Origin of the sequence: Prochlorococcus sp. MIT 1318, assembly GCF_047304505.1 — a bacterium.
GTDB classification, from domain to species: Bacteria; Cyanobacteriota; Cyanobacteriia; order PCC-6307; family Cyanobiaceae; genus Prochlorococcus; species Prochlorococcus marinus_D.
Window position 1 is genome coordinate 1293999 of record NZ_CP138958.1, and the last position, 15177, is coordinate 1309175.

19 protein-coding genes are annotated in these 15177 nt (G+C 44.9%); 9 read left to right on the forward strand and 10 right to left on the reverse strand.

Annotated features, from left to right (window positions below; translation table 11 throughout):
* Positions 1 to 261 precede the first annotated feature (261 nt).
* Complete coding sequence (locus SIB66_RS06425; protein WP_063406219.1) at positions 262 to 606, reverse strand: hypothetical protein; 345 nt, start codon at positions 604 to 606, stop codon at positions 262 to 264.
* Positions 607 to 890: 284 nt separating this feature from the next.
* On the opposite strand from SIB66_RS06425, the gene SIB66_RS06430 reads away from it, so the two are divergent.
* The 4 genes from SIB66_RS06430 to SIB66_RS06445 all read left to right on the forward strand — a co-directional run bounded on the left by SIB66_RS06430 (position 891) and on the right by SIB66_RS06445 (position 2670).
* A complete protein-coding gene (locus SIB66_RS06430) occupies positions 891 to 1355 on the forward strand; it encodes a secondary thiamine-phosphate synthase enzyme YjbQ (protein ID WP_063406218.1) in 465 nt (154 codons plus the stop codon).
* 328 nt (positions 1356 to 1683) lie between these two features.
* The gene (locus SIB66_RS06435; RefSeq protein WP_063406217.1) at positions 1684 to 1956 is read left to right on the forward strand and encodes a hypothetical protein; all 273 of its coding nucleotides are present in this window, start codon (positions 1684 to 1686) and stop codon (positions 1954 to 1956) included.
* Between the two features lie 310 nt (positions 1957 to 2266).
* Entirely contained in the window at positions 2267 to 2452 is a 186-nt protein-coding gene (locus SIB66_RS06440) for a hypothetical protein (protein ID WP_236070213.1), read from the forward strand.
* 32 nt (positions 2453 to 2484) lie between these two features.
* Complete coding sequence (locus SIB66_RS06445; protein ID WP_063421589.1) at positions 2485 to 2670, forward strand: hypothetical protein; 186 nt, start codon at positions 2485 to 2487, stop codon at positions 2668 to 2670.
* A gap of 408 nt (positions 2671 to 3078) precedes the next feature.
* Here SIB66_RS06445 and SIB66_RS06450 read toward each other — a convergent pair whose 3' ends face one another.
* Positions 3079 to 3411, reverse strand: coding sequence for a hypothetical protein (locus tag SIB66_RS06450; protein ID WP_011825262.1), 333 nt, complete (start codon positions 3409 to 3411; stop codon positions 3079 to 3081).
* Positions 3412 to 4188: 777 nt separating this feature from the next.
* Here SIB66_RS06450 and SIB66_RS06455 point away from each other — a divergent pair.
* Positions 4189 to 4941 carry an MBL fold metallo-hydrolase gene (locus SIB66_RS06455; RefSeq protein WP_063406214.1) on the forward strand — a complete coding sequence of 251 codons (753 nt, stop codon included), beginning with the start codon at positions 4189 to 4191 and terminating at the stop codon, positions 4939 to 4941.
* A gap of 484 nt (positions 4942 to 5425) precedes the next feature.
* Here the strand turns inward: SIB66_RS06455 and SIB66_RS06460 are convergent, their stop codons facing one another.
* From SIB66_RS06460 to SIB66_RS06470, 3 genes are all read right to left on the reverse strand, one after another.
* Positions 5426 to 5581 (reverse strand): hypothetical protein, encoded by a 156-nt coding sequence (locus SIB66_RS06460; protein ID WP_196757079.1) that lies wholly within the window; start codon positions 5579 to 5581, stop codon positions 5426 to 5428.
* A 306-nt stretch (positions 5582 to 5887) separates the two neighbouring features.
* Positions 5888 to 6079 carry a hypothetical protein gene (locus SIB66_RS06465; protein ID WP_063406212.1) on the reverse strand — a complete coding sequence of 64 codons (192 nt, stop codon included), beginning with the start codon at positions 6077 to 6079 and terminating at the stop codon, positions 5888 to 5890.
* Between the two features lie 672 nt (positions 6080 to 6751).
* Complete coding sequence (locus SIB66_RS06470; RefSeq protein WP_063406211.1) at positions 6752 to 7099, reverse strand: hypothetical protein; 348 nt, start codon at positions 7097 to 7099, stop codon at positions 6752 to 6754.
* Positions 7100 to 7277: 178 nt separating this feature from the next.
* On the opposite strand from SIB66_RS06470, the gene SIB66_RS06475 reads away from it, so the two are divergent.
* The gene (locus SIB66_RS06475) at positions 7278 to 8357 is read left to right on the forward strand and encodes a carbamoyl-phosphate synthase (protein ID WP_413410281.1); all 1080 of its coding nucleotides are present in this window, start codon (positions 7278 to 7280) and stop codon (positions 8355 to 8357) included.
* A gap of 275 nt (positions 8358 to 8632) precedes the next feature.
* On the opposite strand, the gene SIB66_RS06480 is transcribed toward SIB66_RS06475, so the two are convergent.
* Positions 8633 to 9313 (reverse strand): TIGR02466 family protein, encoded by a 681-nt coding sequence (locus SIB66_RS06480; protein WP_063406388.1) that lies wholly within the window; start codon positions 9311 to 9313, stop codon positions 8633 to 8635.
* A gap of 263 nt (positions 9314 to 9576) precedes the next feature.
* Between SIB66_RS06480 and SIB66_RS06485 the strand changes: the two genes are divergently transcribed.
* Positions 9577 to 9876, forward strand: a complete 300-nt coding sequence (locus tag SIB66_RS06485) for a PqqD family protein (RefSeq protein ID WP_063406389.1) — start codon at positions 9577 to 9579, stop codon at positions 9874 to 9876.
* 12 nt (positions 9877 to 9888) lie between these two features.
* On the opposite strand, the gene SIB66_RS06490 is transcribed toward SIB66_RS06485, so the two are convergent.
* The 4 genes from SIB66_RS06490 to SIB66_RS06505 all read right to left on the reverse strand — a co-directional run bounded on the left by SIB66_RS06490 (position 9889) and on the right by SIB66_RS06505 (position 13110).
* Positions 9889 to 10446, reverse strand: a complete 558-nt coding sequence (locus tag SIB66_RS06490) for a hypothetical protein (protein WP_063406390.1) — start codon at positions 10444 to 10446, stop codon at positions 9889 to 9891.
* Positions 10424 to 11224 carry a sulfotransferase domain-containing protein gene (locus tag SIB66_RS06495; RefSeq protein ID WP_236070255.1) on the reverse strand — a complete coding sequence of 267 codons (801 nt, stop codon included), beginning with the start codon at positions 11222 to 11224 and terminating at the stop codon, positions 10424 to 10426. The genes SIB66_RS06490 and SIB66_RS06495 overlap by 23 nt, the downstream gene beginning before the upstream one ends.
* Positions 11225 to 11310: 86 nt before the next feature.
* Positions 11311 to 12339, reverse strand: coding sequence for a hypothetical protein (locus SIB66_RS06500; protein ID WP_063406391.1), 1029 nt, complete (start codon positions 12337 to 12339; stop codon positions 11311 to 11313).
* Positions 12340 to 12561: 222 nt separating this feature from the next.
* Complete coding sequence (locus SIB66_RS06505; protein WP_063406565.1) at positions 12562 to 13110, reverse strand: hypothetical protein; 549 nt, start codon at positions 13108 to 13110, stop codon at positions 12562 to 12564.
* A 77-nt stretch (positions 13111 to 13187) separates the two neighbouring features.
* Between SIB66_RS06505 and SIB66_RS06510 the strand changes: the two genes are divergently transcribed.
* Together SIB66_RS06510 and SIB66_RS06515 are read left to right on the forward strand one after the other, a co-directional pair.
* Positions 13188 to 13793, forward strand: a complete 606-nt coding sequence (locus tag SIB66_RS06510) for an aspartyl/asparaginyl beta-hydroxylase domain-containing protein (RefSeq protein WP_413681194.1) — start codon at positions 13188 to 13190, stop codon at positions 13791 to 13793.
* A gap of 576 nt (positions 13794 to 14369) precedes the next feature.
* Entirely contained in the window at positions 14370 to 15116 is a 747-nt protein-coding gene (locus tag SIB66_RS06515; protein WP_063406392.1) for a phytanoyl-CoA dioxygenase family protein, read from the forward strand.
* The last annotated feature ends 61 nt before the right edge of the window (positions 15117 to 15177 follow it).

A 15177-nucleotide genomic window follows, 5' to 3' on the forward strand; every position in this document is an offset into this window, starting at 1 on the left:
AGATCATTCGTCCACTTACTCTCGCCAGTAATATCAACCGTCAATCCAAGAATAAAAATGTTCCGGTGAGTGAGTTCAAAGGCAGAAGGTATCGCAAAGACTACAAAGATCCACTAATAAAAGACCAAGGTATTTGCACAGAAATCAACATGAAATTGTTTCTGATTTTATTAAGGAGTAGTTGGATGAGCATGGGCATGGATTGCAATCTATATACGAATAGCAATCTATTCTTAAACCCATTGACTAGCTTGGCTAGGCCTAAGACTGACCATTATTATCTTTCTCTTCAACAATGCATTCTTGAATGGCCGCTTCATCGGCTTCGCTGGCTAATACAACAGAAGTCACATCTTCAGCTTTTGCGACTTCATTAATTCCCTCTGGTTCACGCTGAATTAGCTCTTTAAAAAATGCCACAAGAAGATTATATAATCTTACAAATCTAACGTAAAGGTCTTTAAGGTCAATCCACATGCCCTCAAGGAGAGCTTTTATTTCCTCAGCCTTTTCACCTTTATTGAGCAGCAGGATCAAAGCACCAACTCCTAAAATAATGCCCCCAAAAGAAAGAAGAATAAGCACAAAAATAACTAGAGCAGCCATGAACCTCCTTTTGACGTACTTAGACGATCACGCACATATCCATTAACGACAAGCAGCCTTCAATAAAATTCAGGAATCAAAAGCGCTTATCTTTAATGGAGAAATGACGATGCCATTCGATTGACTCGGATTGGCTGCTGAATGATGGCTAATTGAAGAGTCTTAAAAGGTGTGTTCATAGTTCAGAGCCCAGAGGTAGTCGTAAAGACTAACTTGCATATAAACCAATATTCAGCGACAAAATAGCAATGCAGCTAATTTCATCACTGACGAGGTTTGTCCCCATGCATACTGATGAGATCAACACTCTCGAGGGCAATAAGGCTCTTATCACGGTGATCACCGAAGGACCATTGGCCTTTCATCGCATCAGCGAACCCCTACAGCAACTCATCGAGCAACACGGTTACAGGGAGGGTGCTCTGGTGCTGGCCGGTCTGCACACCACCACAGGCCTGATCGTGAATGAATGGGAAGAACGCCTACTTGAAGACATCAAGCATTGGCTCAATCAATTGGCCCCAGTGGATCTGAGCTGGAAACACAACGACCTTCATCTTCGCCCCAATATCCCTGAGGATGAACCGCGAAATGCCCATGCACACTTACAGGCGTTGCTGCTCGGGAATCACCTCATGGTTTCTGTCCAGGATGCCCAACTCGTGCTAGGTCGATATCAAGACGTCATCCTGGTGGAGTTAGACGGTCCACGACGACGACAGGTTGGCGTGAGTTTTCTGGGTACTTAAAAGCTTAAAACCATCCCTCAAAATCAGCCCCCCCCCGCGCCTAAAAAAAGTCTTTACACCAACCTGATCAACACCAACGCGATGAGCTAAGAGCCAAGCGTTGCTCCTGACCAGTGCATAACGAATGCGAGGAAAAGATTGTCAAAAGGCCAATCACCTAGCCAAGACAAAAGATCAGACCGGTGCTCCAAAAAAAGCTCTGCTGGAATGCCACCACAGTTTTTTTATCGAGGCCAATCACACTCATCACTCGGGCTAATTCTGAACACCCCTGATATCCAGAAGCTGAACAACTTGGCACACTTGATTTAGCAGATTTCCTGTACGCATGAATTGGTTAGCACTTAAAGCCAAACACGCCGGCATACAGACCTATCGACGACGAGGGGCTCCTAAAAACAAATCGCTGCTCGCGACGACTGCTCAGCCAATACTGCTAGAAGGTGATCATTCCAATTTTGAGCAATTCAATGAACATTGTAAAAATATATTCGCCATTGTGAATCCCCTATCTACTATCACGAATCGACTTGGTCGGGTGATCATGAATCTCAACAACTCCCTAACGATTGGAGAAGGAAAACCTAACCGGCAAGGCTAGGAGTTTGCATCCCTCTTGCTGATCTTATTAGCATGAGTATTCCATCACTGGAAATAGAGCTTGATATCACTGCTAAAAATAGGTACTTAGGAAGTATTTCCCCCTGCGCAAGGTGTCACCTGTATTCCTATAGCAAATGGGTTTAAATTGTTTCACTACTACCATGAAGTATTTCATGTGTACGTAATATTGATTATCTAGGTCGCCATCGGATTGGGAGCAGCCTTGCCAACTAAACCCAGAGGAATAAACACAACTCACCTTTATCTAAAAGGATATTTGCTCTAATATCTTTTTACTGTCAACACTCATGATGAACTTGCTCGCTACTGCAGGGCCTTTCGGCATCTCGCCTTCAGCTGATCAGCTCATGGTGATCAACCTTTCCGCAATCCTGGTGGGCGCCACATTCAATGCTCCCCAGAAGGTCATCAAATGGGGCGGGCTGGTCATCGCTGTCGTGACTGCAACCTGTGCACTCTGGTGCGGACACTAAGAACTCGGCAGCTTTTCAGCCTGAGGTCAGCATTGACTTCTCTGCAAAACTCAGCCATCAGGCAAGGCACCAAGCTCGTGAAGGGCCCCAAGGTGCTCGTCCATCACGCTGACCCATCGCAGCAGCGACGATGGCAAGAAGAAAAACTGCTTTGTGTGACCACCTCAATACCACCCTGCTTAACCAGAACGGCCAAGACTGTGAATGCTCTTGGTTGATCCCTAAAGGTTCGTTTGATCTAGTGCTGATAGCACACCTGCTATTGAAGCCCCAGGTGTAAACGACATCAGCCTTAAGACAGTGAAAGTACTAGAAGCATGCTGAGCAAACAGCCACGTGATTAAACTCACCACTGGAATTAAGCCAGCCAACTGCCTCTCAGATGAAGAGGCAATAACCTGTCAAAAGCAGTGGATCACGAAAACAAAAAGTCGACACGGCTATAGGGGAAAAACAATAAAAAAGCCCCGCTTTAAACGCGGGGCTTTTTAGTGATATCAACGCTAATTAAATCCAGTGATGATACTTCTGAGAGATTGGTTGATCCAATCAATACCAATGAAAAGTGCCAATCAATTTAGATCTAACTGCTCATGCGAGAAACCAAGAAGAAAATTGGCCAGCAATCAACCACCAGACCTAGAGAGTTGCCGACCCAACTGGTCTAGGACGAGCAATCCAAGGATCAGCATAAATAGGCCAACAGCCAAGGAGGGGCCAACCAGGCCGCGAGCCACCTCTACCACCGTCACAACACTGGCCAGCAGCACAATGCCGACCAGCCATGGAGTTCCTGTGCCCCAACCTCTCAGAGAGCCATACACCCCGGAAGAGGGCAAGATATAACCAGTGAGGATAAGGCCAACGATCACGAAGACACATACCAAATAGAACTGCCAACCGAGAGTCCCGGTAAGGACGATGACAGGGGAGCCGAAACTGCCAAGAACTGGAGGCATAATTTTTTAGCAGCCTTTACTTGAAGACGCCGAACCTTACCACATTTAGAAAAAATGAAGCTGGACTCCGCTAAAAATTACAACAGGCGCCATTCCTGCCGGAATTTGTGATCGGACAATCTGATCAGCCTGATGTGACTGCAATAGATCTGCCCAGATTTTCATTAGCCATCTCTACATCAAAGCAAAAGCCTGCAAATGCTTGACTTCGAATTTAGCATTCATTTTATATCATCAAATCACAAGATTCGCAGGTCAAAAGATATCCATAAATGACCAAGAGAATGAAGCTGGGCCTGCGATACTATAGGGAGAATAGATGAATTGAGTAAGAGCAGTAAATCAAACAATCATCACAATCCCAACCCAATCTATACTGGCTTATTAATACTTATTTCTTTTTCCAGCCACGTTAAAAAGGCTCTTAATAAGTCGCCTGCATATTCGACTTCCGAAGCAGATTTCTCGCCAATCGATTAAATTAGGATAGTCGTCTTTACTTGTGAAGGCAGGCGTTGTTAATCGATGGAAGACCATTGAGAAAGAGACCTGCACTAAAATTTGATTGTTCTAAGGCAGAGCTCGCATGCCTAGCTCTATCAACGACAGATCACGACTCAACAGCATGCGACTTGGACATGATCGCCATGCAGAGCATGATCTCTTTCAAAGGAGATGGCAGCTGCCAGTTAAAAGAATTCCTACCTGCAAGACGGGTGCATCCAGCAATCGATACCAGATCCCCGATAGGGTCAGATCTCAGAACCTGAGCAGATCATGAACCTGGCAGCGACCTATTTTGGTGCCAACGGTTGGTTGCTGGAGTTTGGTGCCTGCAGGGTATTGGTGGATCCCTGGCTCACCGGTCAACTCTCCTTCCCACCAGGCCCCTGGTTGCTGAATGGCAGGCTGCCCCGCGACTGGGCTGTGCCTGGCAACCTTGATGTACTGATTTTGAGCCAGGGGTTGCCAGATCATGCCCACCCAGAAACCCTGCAACTTCTTCCCAGGGATCTCAAGATTGTTGGCTCCCCCTCGGCCGCAAAACTGGTTGGGCGCTTGGGATTTACACAAGTGACGCCATTGCATCCTGGAGAGAGCACCAACATCGCTGGACTCACCATCCGCGCGACTGCTGGAGCCATGGTGCCCTCGATGGAAAACGGTTATCTCATCAGCAATGCTGACGGCAAGATCTACCTTGAACCTCATGGTTTTCTCGACAGCAAAATCGAATCACAATCCGTTGATGCGGTGATCACCCCGGTGGTTGATCTTGGCCTGCCTCTTGCAGGGGCTTTTGTGAAAGGCCGTCAAGTTCTTCCTGAATTGCTCAAAAGATTTGAGCCAAACACCATCCTTGCTAGCACTGCTGGAGGGAATGTTCGCTTCGAGGGGCTGCTGAGCAGCTTTATGCAGATGGAGGGATCAGCAAAAGACGTTGCCGAAATGCTTCCTGCTCAGGTCAAGTTCATTGACCCAGAACCAGGCAAACGCTACGCCCTTACCTCCAAGCAATCTCTGGTTTAACCATCTAGCTGATGAGCCCCGTCAGCAAGCTCAAGAGAATCTCAAGCTGACGAGATTGAGGCCATGACGAAGACAGAAGAAGGTGATGGTGATGATCGCAATCAATCGTTCTTTCAGGCCACAGGCTTCTGAAAGCTGTCTCGACTCCAGCTAAGCAAAACAGGAATCTCTGGAGCGTATCCTAAAAACGAAGGGGTTATTTTGATCTGACCTTTAACGCTGCGAAAACTGGCTGGAGAGGATACTGAACCTCTGAACAGGAAGAGAAATGATTCATCTTATTTAAAATGTTCCCTGCTCTGAAGATCACAATCAGCATCCGCATTCTGATGTTAATAGCACACCTTTTCGATTAGTGTCATTTGAGGTTTATTAAACATCAACGCAATTTTGATAGCCTGATTTGATTTTTTGCCCGCACAAAAAAGACCCGGATCAAAAATCCTGGTCTTTGAATACAAATTGACTATTCAAGTCTAGAGACTCAGCCACCGTGGCAGGAGAAGGCACCCATCAAGAAGTTGTGAACGCCTGGCACTGTTCGATCCAAGCCATAAATGAAGAGAGTCGACGCAAACAGAGTGGCCAATGTCTTCTGAGCCCAGTTGAGGCCTGAACTTCTTGAGAGTGCAGAATTCATTGATCACAAAAGCAAGCTTCTTTCAATAATAGCGCCTTTTCATGCTTTCGCTGTTGCAAACATAAATTTGTACAAAAGCCTCATTGGTGAGCCCAGCCCCGCAAAGGGAACGCACGGGAACTACTATATTCAATCCAAGCCAAGCATGGTTGACGCGAGTGGAAAGCAGCTAAGTATCACAAGGTTTAAACGGCGACACACTCAGCACTTGAATGAAAATACAAAACCTGTGGCTTATTCATTCAGATTTAAAGACAAGTGTTTTCTCCACAAGATTGGAATCCATAAGAGGGATTGAGCTGCTTGCTATTCCGAAAAATTCCAGGTAATCAGCCCAATCGCTGTTAAGAACCAAAGCCCTACCACAAATGCTCCAAAAGCCCAACTACCTCCCCTGCCAACGGCCCAAAGCCAAACAAATAGGCCGATGAACGCCAACACAATTTGAATCAAAATGTCTTGCTCAACAGGCAACGCAAGGAGCAGCTCTCTGAACATGGATCAACAAATAGATCACAGCTTCCATCATTAACAAGTGTCGATGATGGAAGGAGGCAGGAAAAGAGTTTTAACTCTTAAAATCCATTATAGCATCAGCTCGCCAGACTTGAAAGGTCAGAACATTAAGGGGGTTAATGATTATCAGCACTCCCCGTATACAAATGCCTTGGAACTTGCAGGCATGCTTTGAATCATTAGTCAACAAAATTATAATTTTAATAGAGCTAATCGCAGGCAAGAGGCTCAATACTAAAAGTCTATAGACAAGTAGGAAAGGTTCTTTAGAGCCACTGGCAAATTAGATTAGATGCTTTGAACCATTGCATTCTCTCGATACAGGTCGATTAAAATCTACAAACTTAGACATTAGTCAAGCAGCAGTAAAAGATGTGATTACTCCAAAAGCTTTGCATGAACTGCTTCCTGTCTGCAACGAAATAAAAAATAAAGTCTCCTGAGTTATAGCTCCAATAATAGGAATCCCAATATTTCTATGGCCAGCTTTACCAAGCCCTTCTGCAAGGCTCAGTGAGCAAGGATTGTGCTGTATCCGCCCTGGGCTATCAAGCGAGGGTCAAGACAATATTTACGCTGAAGGTAAGGGTTGCCGGGGTAACAGTAAAGACGATTAAAAGCAATTCAAGAGATCGCTAGTTCTGCTCTCTTAGATCACAAACCTCGACAACTACTGCTGACCTCCTCCAGCATGATCAAAGCATCATCACCACGTCCAGCTCGAAGTTGACTCATGATCACATCTGCTTGCAAGCCAAGCAGCAAGGTCTGACAGGGATAGTTGCTCTGAGCTCCTGCACGTCTCTGCAGGGCTTCCGCGCGCAGTAAAGCGGCTTGGCATGCGTTGAGCTGACCAGATTGAAAGCATGCGAGTGCTAGTGGCGTGAGGCCTGGAAGCTGAGCCGCTCTTACAGGAATCATCCCTAGTAGCGGAAGAAAACCACAGAGCAGGAGCTGCAGCAATAGGCACCATCTCTGCGACTCCTGCCCTAGAAGAGACATGATTCCTTCGCAAGAACGGTGCTTATTTCAACGCAAATGCATGGTTCAGTCACAAATGCTCAAAAGTAATTTGCATGCCGCTCATCCAAAAAATTCCTTTTAATGCAGTTGATATGGACTGACAGCTGCAACCCAAAAAATCCCAGATAATGAGTGACCTTTTAAGCGCTTAATCCCAGTGCAGCGTTCGATTCGTCTCTCTTTAACCCTTACCGGTGCGGCGGCTCTTGCCTTAGCCAACTCTCCCATCCATCCAGTCGCTGCTCAAGAAGAAAGCGGCAGTGCAGCAGATCTTGGCGTGATGGAGATCAACCTTAAAGACGCTGTGCAGTTCAACTGGGGTTTTCAAGGAGCCCTACAAGGAGCAGGAACACCAAATCAAGCTGGTATTGGAGCCTTTCTTCCCATTGCCGTTGGCGAGAACAGTGTCTTCTTCCTTGATGCCTTAGCTAACGCCAACTTCTCTGACTACGACGGCTACAGCAGCATCATTAATACCGATGTCGCGGGTACAACCATCTCCACCTCAACCCGCTTGGGTTATCGCTGGCTCAATGGTGATCGCAGCTGGATGTATGGGGTGAATGCTGGCTATGACAGCCGGCCAATGAATACAGGCAATGCTGATGCTTTTATCAGGGATGCCAAATCCGTTAGTGATCGCCGTGATGTCTTCTTCTCTCAAATAGCTGCAGGTTTAGAAGCTGTTTCCGATAGCTGGAACTTCAATGCTTATGGCCTCTTCCCTATTGGCGATACAGAGCATGTGCTTAACGACCATTACCGCGGTGGTGCTCTACGCACCTACGGCTTAGATGTTGGCTATGCCATCAGCCCGCAGTGGGATGCCTCGATTGGTTACTACTACCAGCATGGTGATGACCTGACAGCTAACGATGCCTCTGGTGTTCTTGCCCAACTCTCCTATGAAATCAGCAGTGGATTAACGCTTGGTGTTGATCTCTCTTATGACGAAGCCTTTGATACACGCGTTTCTGGCAATATTGAATATCGCTTTGGCAACAACAACGCACCAACAACAGAAAAGAAAGCCTGGAAAACTCCTGTAATCCAATCACTCACAGAATCAATCAAACATCGTGATGTAAGGGTTCATGATGGGGGCAAGCTTTCGGGCGAGAAGTGTACAAAAACGGGTCCATCAGCACATAAAAAAGATAATGGGAATAAATATCATTGTGTACTTATGACAGGACGTAAATCTGTATATCATTGGTATAATCCAAAAGCTGGCTAAGTGCCAGCTAATGCAGCTCTTGCAATCTTCATTAAGACCGCTAATACTGCCTAATTAGTTATCCGGCACCTGGCACGTTATTGCTAATCAAATACTAATACTGGCGTGTAGTTGATCGAAGCTGACTCTGGCAATATTTACTGGGCACGACAAGCCAGCCATGAACTTCTGAGGTCTAAGAAATACCTACATCCCCTCAACTAAACCTCAAAACATGAACAAAAGATAACCATCTTAACACCTACGAGACTCTAAGTATCGACTTGGCAGTGATTTCAATCCCTGCAAAACTCTCTCCAAAAACTTGGATGAATAACGACTGACTCCGTATTACCTGAACCTAATTTCTCACTAGCAGTCACGCTGATATCATAAGCAATGCTCCATCTTGGACTTTCTCCTTCGTATACAGTCACGGAGTGAGGCAAGCCAGCAGGGAATACCAACAAATCAAAAGATTGAGGCACTATTTTGGTAATTAGTGCCGGAAACTCTATTTTTTCCAAATTAATCTTAGGAATATTTGGGAGGCTTGGCCTATCCATATGAAAGACAAGATGGCCACCTGAATCCTCATAACAGCGCAGATAAAACACAGCTGCCAATACGGAATTAAAATGAGCATGCCTTTTAATTGCCCCATCTTTTCTCGTGATCACAGGCCAAGACTTTTGGTGAAACAGAGAAATACGAGTTGTGTCATAACCCAAATCCAGAAGGTACCTGACGACTAATTTCTCCACTTCAATAGTCAGCCAATCAAATGGCATGAGCTTATGCAAATGCGCCATACCACCCGTTTGATCCCAAAATTGCTTATTAGATTCATCACTCCTCTCTTGAAGTTTTTGCATGAAATCATTCATTTTCTCCAGCTCTATTTCTGGGGGAGAAAGACTAGCCTTCGCGATGCTAAAGCCTGGGACTGATGCATATTCAACCTGAAGATCACTCATGGGAATCAATTTCAACTATGCCTAATGACTATCCCTAGTTCGGAAAGGAACAAAAGCAAGCGAAAGATCATAAAAACAAAATTACATTAGCACCAGCAACCGCATTGCCTGGGTTATTTAACTATGCAAGTCTAAAATATTTATAATAATCTGCACGCTATTTACACGTATCCCAACGAGGCAATAGAGAGACATCTCTAAGACTTAAAGAATTCCCTGTTAGACTGATTAACCTACAATAAATGCATTCGCATTCAAGACCTATGGAAGGGAGTGAAGACAAAACAGAATCATGCTTATACAAGCGTGATCCAAAGGCAATCTTTACTGATTTAGATGGAGAGACAGCTTTATTTCAAGCGGAAACCTGCGAATACTTGGTACTCAATTCAACAGGCTCAGCAATATGGGAGCTCATTGAAACTCCAAGTTCTCTTAATGATATTTGCAAGCAATTATCAGCAGACTATGAAGTCAGCATAGATACATGTATCCGCGAAACAAAAGCATGGCTGAGCATTGCTGTCGAGAAGGGGGTTGCTCTAAGCCAACCAATAAATTAGCCGGACCTCCAACTATAATGAATAGGAGGTTATCAATTGCAAAGACCAGATCTCGCTATCAATATCATTACTCCCAAGCATTCGAAAGCCTAATTTGGTAAAATATTTTCTAATAAATGAGTTACGCAATCTTGGGTTTCTATTCTCCGCCATAAGGTAACGAGCGCGATGATCGCGAGAATCTTTAGCAGCAATAAATCCCTGGAGGAAGTCTTGATAAAGTCGATAAGCCAGTCTTGCACTACGAGAATTTTTAGACACATACATTCTTTGAAAGTATGCATGCGTCCCAAGATTCAATTCTGAATCAAGTTGCCTTAAAACAACAACAACAATACCTACAACTTCACCAGATCGATTACGGGCAATAGCAGCGGGCTGACGACGCAATGGCGGGCCAACTTTTGCTTTGCTATTTGTTCTTTTGCTTTCAACAACGTGTTCATTGGTTTCAAGTTTATAGGCGCTGATATTGTCCTCCCAGAAGCATTTGATATCCTTTTTCAAGGAATTATCTACTCCACCAAATATATATTGAACGACAAAGTCACTCATCTGCAGGGCCATCATAAGAGAAGCGTTTCATGACCTCTTTAAGCCCAGAAAACAATCTGCTGCGTTGCTCAATAGACAGCTTTTCTGCTCCTTCACCCGTTCGACCTGAGCGAAAGAAACGTTCACATCCTTCCGGCTTCTCATTGAAACCACCAGTCTCATCTTCAAGCTTTTTAAGGCGCTCAATTGATGTATTCTCAAGGGCTTTATTCACCAACTCAGGATCATCCGGCAACTCAAGAAATTTTGCTAATGCCATAAATGTTTCCGGGCCATTTGCCAGCATGTCTTCATAGCGAATCACCAAAGAAGGAACTTTCGTTTGTTCAACCCAAGAGAGCACATGCTGCCCCCATCGCCCCATATGTTGCCGTACCTGATGGCCCCCATGATTTTCATGCGGCACTAATCCAGCACACGGATCCAATAGAAAACTCACACATCGAGACAAATCCCAAGAGAAGAAATGGCTCAACGACACTGCCACATCTTCAGGATGACGCAAGATATAAACAACTCCCTTGCAACCTACTGTGCTGACAACTGGACGACCCTTTGAATCTGGCGATCGAAATGCATCATGAACCTTATGAAATCGTTCACCTTCTGCAAATAGAAACGCTGTTTCACCAGCTCGCCCCCTTAATGGATCCAATTCAGCAAAACTAAGGTCGCAAGTATTGATACCCAACTGATCATTTAACCAATGACGTGACGATGCAATCGCACCAGTTTCTACATCCCTATTGAGATTGAGCTCCTCCTCTGCTTCCCCCTCAGTTGAAAGCCGCATCAACTCGGTAATGAATACGCGACACCATGTGTTACCAGATTTGGGATAAGAAGCCAGATACCAATAGCCTTGCTCGTTGATCGCTATCACTTTTCTTCCTTTGATTTAGCTTCTGACAAGGATTCAGATGCAGGCTCACTCAGCTCTGGAGCGAGCGAAATTGGGTCGAGAAGATTTGCATCTTTCAAGGCTATTTGCATACGTTTGACATCATCCGGAAGCACTAAATGGTACAGGCCAATACTGCGCACTAAGGCAGCAACATGCAAAAACAACTGTTGCTCTTGCTCCATACCCCTGTAAAAACGTGGCTGAAATGCCTGATTGCGTAGCTGTAGCAAGGCTGCCTGTTGTCTAAGCACAGCCCAGGCAACTATTCTCAACTCTTCTTCCTCTTTATCCTTATTCTTCGCCTTATCTCGACGAGTTATGCCATAGATCGCCGCCAAAGGAGTGGGCTGATTGGCAGTTGAAAGATCCGTAGGCATGAAGGAATAGCGCCGCAAGCCTTTACGAACAACAGGCATCACTGTCAAGTCCAGATCTAATTCCATGGCAGCGTCATGCCATACCTTGATTTGTTGCATGCCGGGCCAGGCCATCCCCTGAGGATCAACCAGCGTTAGCTCACTACTGAGCAATTGCCAGCCTTGTTGATGAAGGCACCAGGCCAATGTCGATTTACCGCTAGCAGGCGGACCTAACAGCAACACTGCCTTTCCATCCCTAACCAATGCTGTTGCCTGCAGCATCAGGCTGCCGCGCTGAATCATTAAGGCCCCAAGGGCACTACTTACCAGAAACGTTCTCAAATCGCGATCGCTTACGCTGTCATCCCATCGCTGCCAATTGATACAAGTGCCTTGATGAACACGGAACCAGCCGATCCCTTCAAGCTCTAAACGCCAATCATTGGAGGCCATCTGCACGGTTGGCGTGCTGTGAACACTGGCATTCAACTCTGGCCAATCTTCTCTGGCTGAAGCAGTGATGCTCACCTGATCAACAACAATCTCAGGCTTGAGATTTACTGGCAGCTCAGGTAACGACAGATCGCTGGATATCTCCAAGCCAAAAGCTGTGTAGGTATTTGTGCAAACCGTTTCTAAAGCCATCAACAACCCAACCTCAAGACCATTACTTCTTCTGAAATCATCAAGATCCTAAAAGGAAGAAGGCATTATCCCTCACATCCAAACAAGTTTATGTGCATAAAGCATCTATCAACTCAACCTCTAGAGAATACAAGGTTAAGCAACGGTTCGAAATCATTCGTGTCACATCCAAACAAGAGGTCACCAGTCAATTGTTTCACGTGCAGCAACACTTGGTAGTATTCAGCGGGTCTGCAAAGGCAAACGCCAAACCTCGTATCCCAGATGATTAATGCCTAGCATTCGGAACCCAAGGCGAAAAAAATATCTTCGCATCGAAGGCCTTCTTAACCCAGGATTTGCATTCTCCGCCAATAAATAACGCGCACGTGGGTCACGAAAGCCTTTAGCAGCTTTAAATCCCTTCAAAAAAGACGTATAGAGTTGATTAGAAAGACGAAAACTCCTCTTTTGACCAAGTGTATACATTCTCTGAAAGTAAACATATTCTCCTGTATCTAAAGAATCTTCCACTTTAGTCAAAGCAACAAAAACAATTCCAACAATTGATCCTTCAGGGCCTCTTGCTATGGCAGCAGGCTGTCTATCCAAAGAGGTGACATGACCTCCACTACCAAGACTAGTTTCTGAAGTAGCGGTGGCCAGGCTATGCCCCTTCATTTCATCCTTGTAGGCCGCTCTAAATCGATCCCAAAATAATGACAACTCGCTAAAAAGCTGAGGATCATTTTTGCCAAAGACAAATTGAATCCAAAATTCATTATCGACCATCAAGCACTCCACACCACAAAACAACTCGCAATTCGCCCATGCCAAGCCCTCTGAGCAATGGCAGGCATGACCTTTAAATGCCCTACAATTATTGCATGCATTACAAATACAAGGTGAGCAGAGTCAATTACAACTATAAATTCCTTGCAGAGCTTGAGAAGAGTTGGCAATCAATTCGTTACGAGCTAAGCGTATTGCTAGGCAAAGAGAATAAGAGCGGTCAAGATTATTTTCAATCATGGCATGAAAGAAGCGTTTATCATGGCGACTGGAAAGTTTTTGGCCTGCATGCATTCGGAGAGAAACTAACGGAGAACTGCAATCGCTGCCCTATCACAACAAAAATTGTCGAAGCGATACCAGGAATGACAACAGCCGGCTTCTCAGCTATGACACCACAGACTCGGATCTTGCCTCACACTGGCTACACGAATAAGGTCCTACGCTGCCATCTTGGTCTAATTATCCCCAAAGCCAAGACAAATGCACGCCAAGGCGATACTCACAAAGGAATGAATCACGAGTGCGGTTTAAGAGTCGGAGATACCATTTACAACTGGCAGCCTGGCAAGGCATTTATTTTTGACGACACTGAAATCCATGAGGCATGGAACAACTGCGATGACACCAGATATATTTTGCTGATTGATTTCAAGAAGTCCTCCAGTGTATTAGCCGACTAGAAGCAGCTCAAGGCAGTCTTAGCCTGCCTAAAGAGATCAATTGATGAAGCTGTTAGTGCAGCCAACCAAAAGACTGCCTCAAGCTCAGCTCTGAAACTCAGGTTTCAAAGCATCATGAACTGAACTTTTAAGTGTTCAATCCCAGTGCAGTGTTCGACTCGTCTCTCCTTAACCCTTACCGGTGCTGCTGCTCTTGCTCAGCTCTCTTATCAAATCAGCAGTGGCTTAACCCTTGGGGTTGATCTCTCTTAAGACGAAGCCTTTGATACACGCGTTTCAGGCAACATTGAATATCGCTTTGGCAGCAACACATCAACAACAACAGAGAAGAAAGCCTGGAATATACCAGTGACTCAATCACTCACTGCTGCAATCAAACAACGCGATACCAGAGTTCATTATGGAAATAAAATCAGTGCTGATAAATGCAAAAGTTACTCAATGACGACGAAGCGTAAAAAAGTGCATTGCAAAACAATTAACACTTGTTTCAAAAAAATTAATTTCCAGTCAAGCCTACCAACCCTGGTTTTTATGACCTAAAATTGGCATGGCAAAGATGAGCTGTGTCAGCAAATGTCATCACACTCATCCAGCGAAGATTCATTCAAATACAGCCAAGAATCTCATCAACAAGGGGCCAGAAACATAAGAGAACGTGATCATGATTTTTTCAGAGAAGGCTGCCTTGCCAAGCAGTCAATAATCTCAGCGGCTGACTGCGAGAATATATTCAATGAAATGAAAAATTTCTGGTCTAATTCCAAATCCGATTACATTCATTGTCCTAAATTCAGGTTCCATGTACCAATGATGATGACCGAAGTAAATATGAAAGCAATGAGGTCTGCACTGAAGAGTTACAAGCCCGTGCTTGATGAATTTCTAGCAGAAGAGCATATGCAATGGCTTGTTGAATTCAGCTCAATCTGTGCATTTCCTGGTGCAAAGGGACAGCAACTTCATAGAGATATGTCTATCCAAGACAAAAGGCTGGTAACAATTTTCATCAATCTTCTTGATGTCGATGAAAAGTCTGGTCCTCTGCTGGTTATCTCTGGATCACAAAATTATACTTGGGAGGACTATTCATCTTCACCCAGGTACCTTGCATTAGAAGATTTCAGGGTGATGACCCTGCCGAGGGGATCAAGCGTTTTAATGGATAGTCGTGTTTTACATTCTGGCACTGCCAATACAAGCCTTGACTGCATGCGTCCAGTCTTTTATTTCTCTTTTGGCGAGAAGGACATAAACGGGCCAACCTACAGCATAAGGAAGGAATACTCGGGAAGGTATAAGTTAAATGATTTCTACAATTAGTGCTTCAACTTCTCACTAAAAGCTGATAAAAGGCTTTTCATGATTTGATTTAGGTAAACAC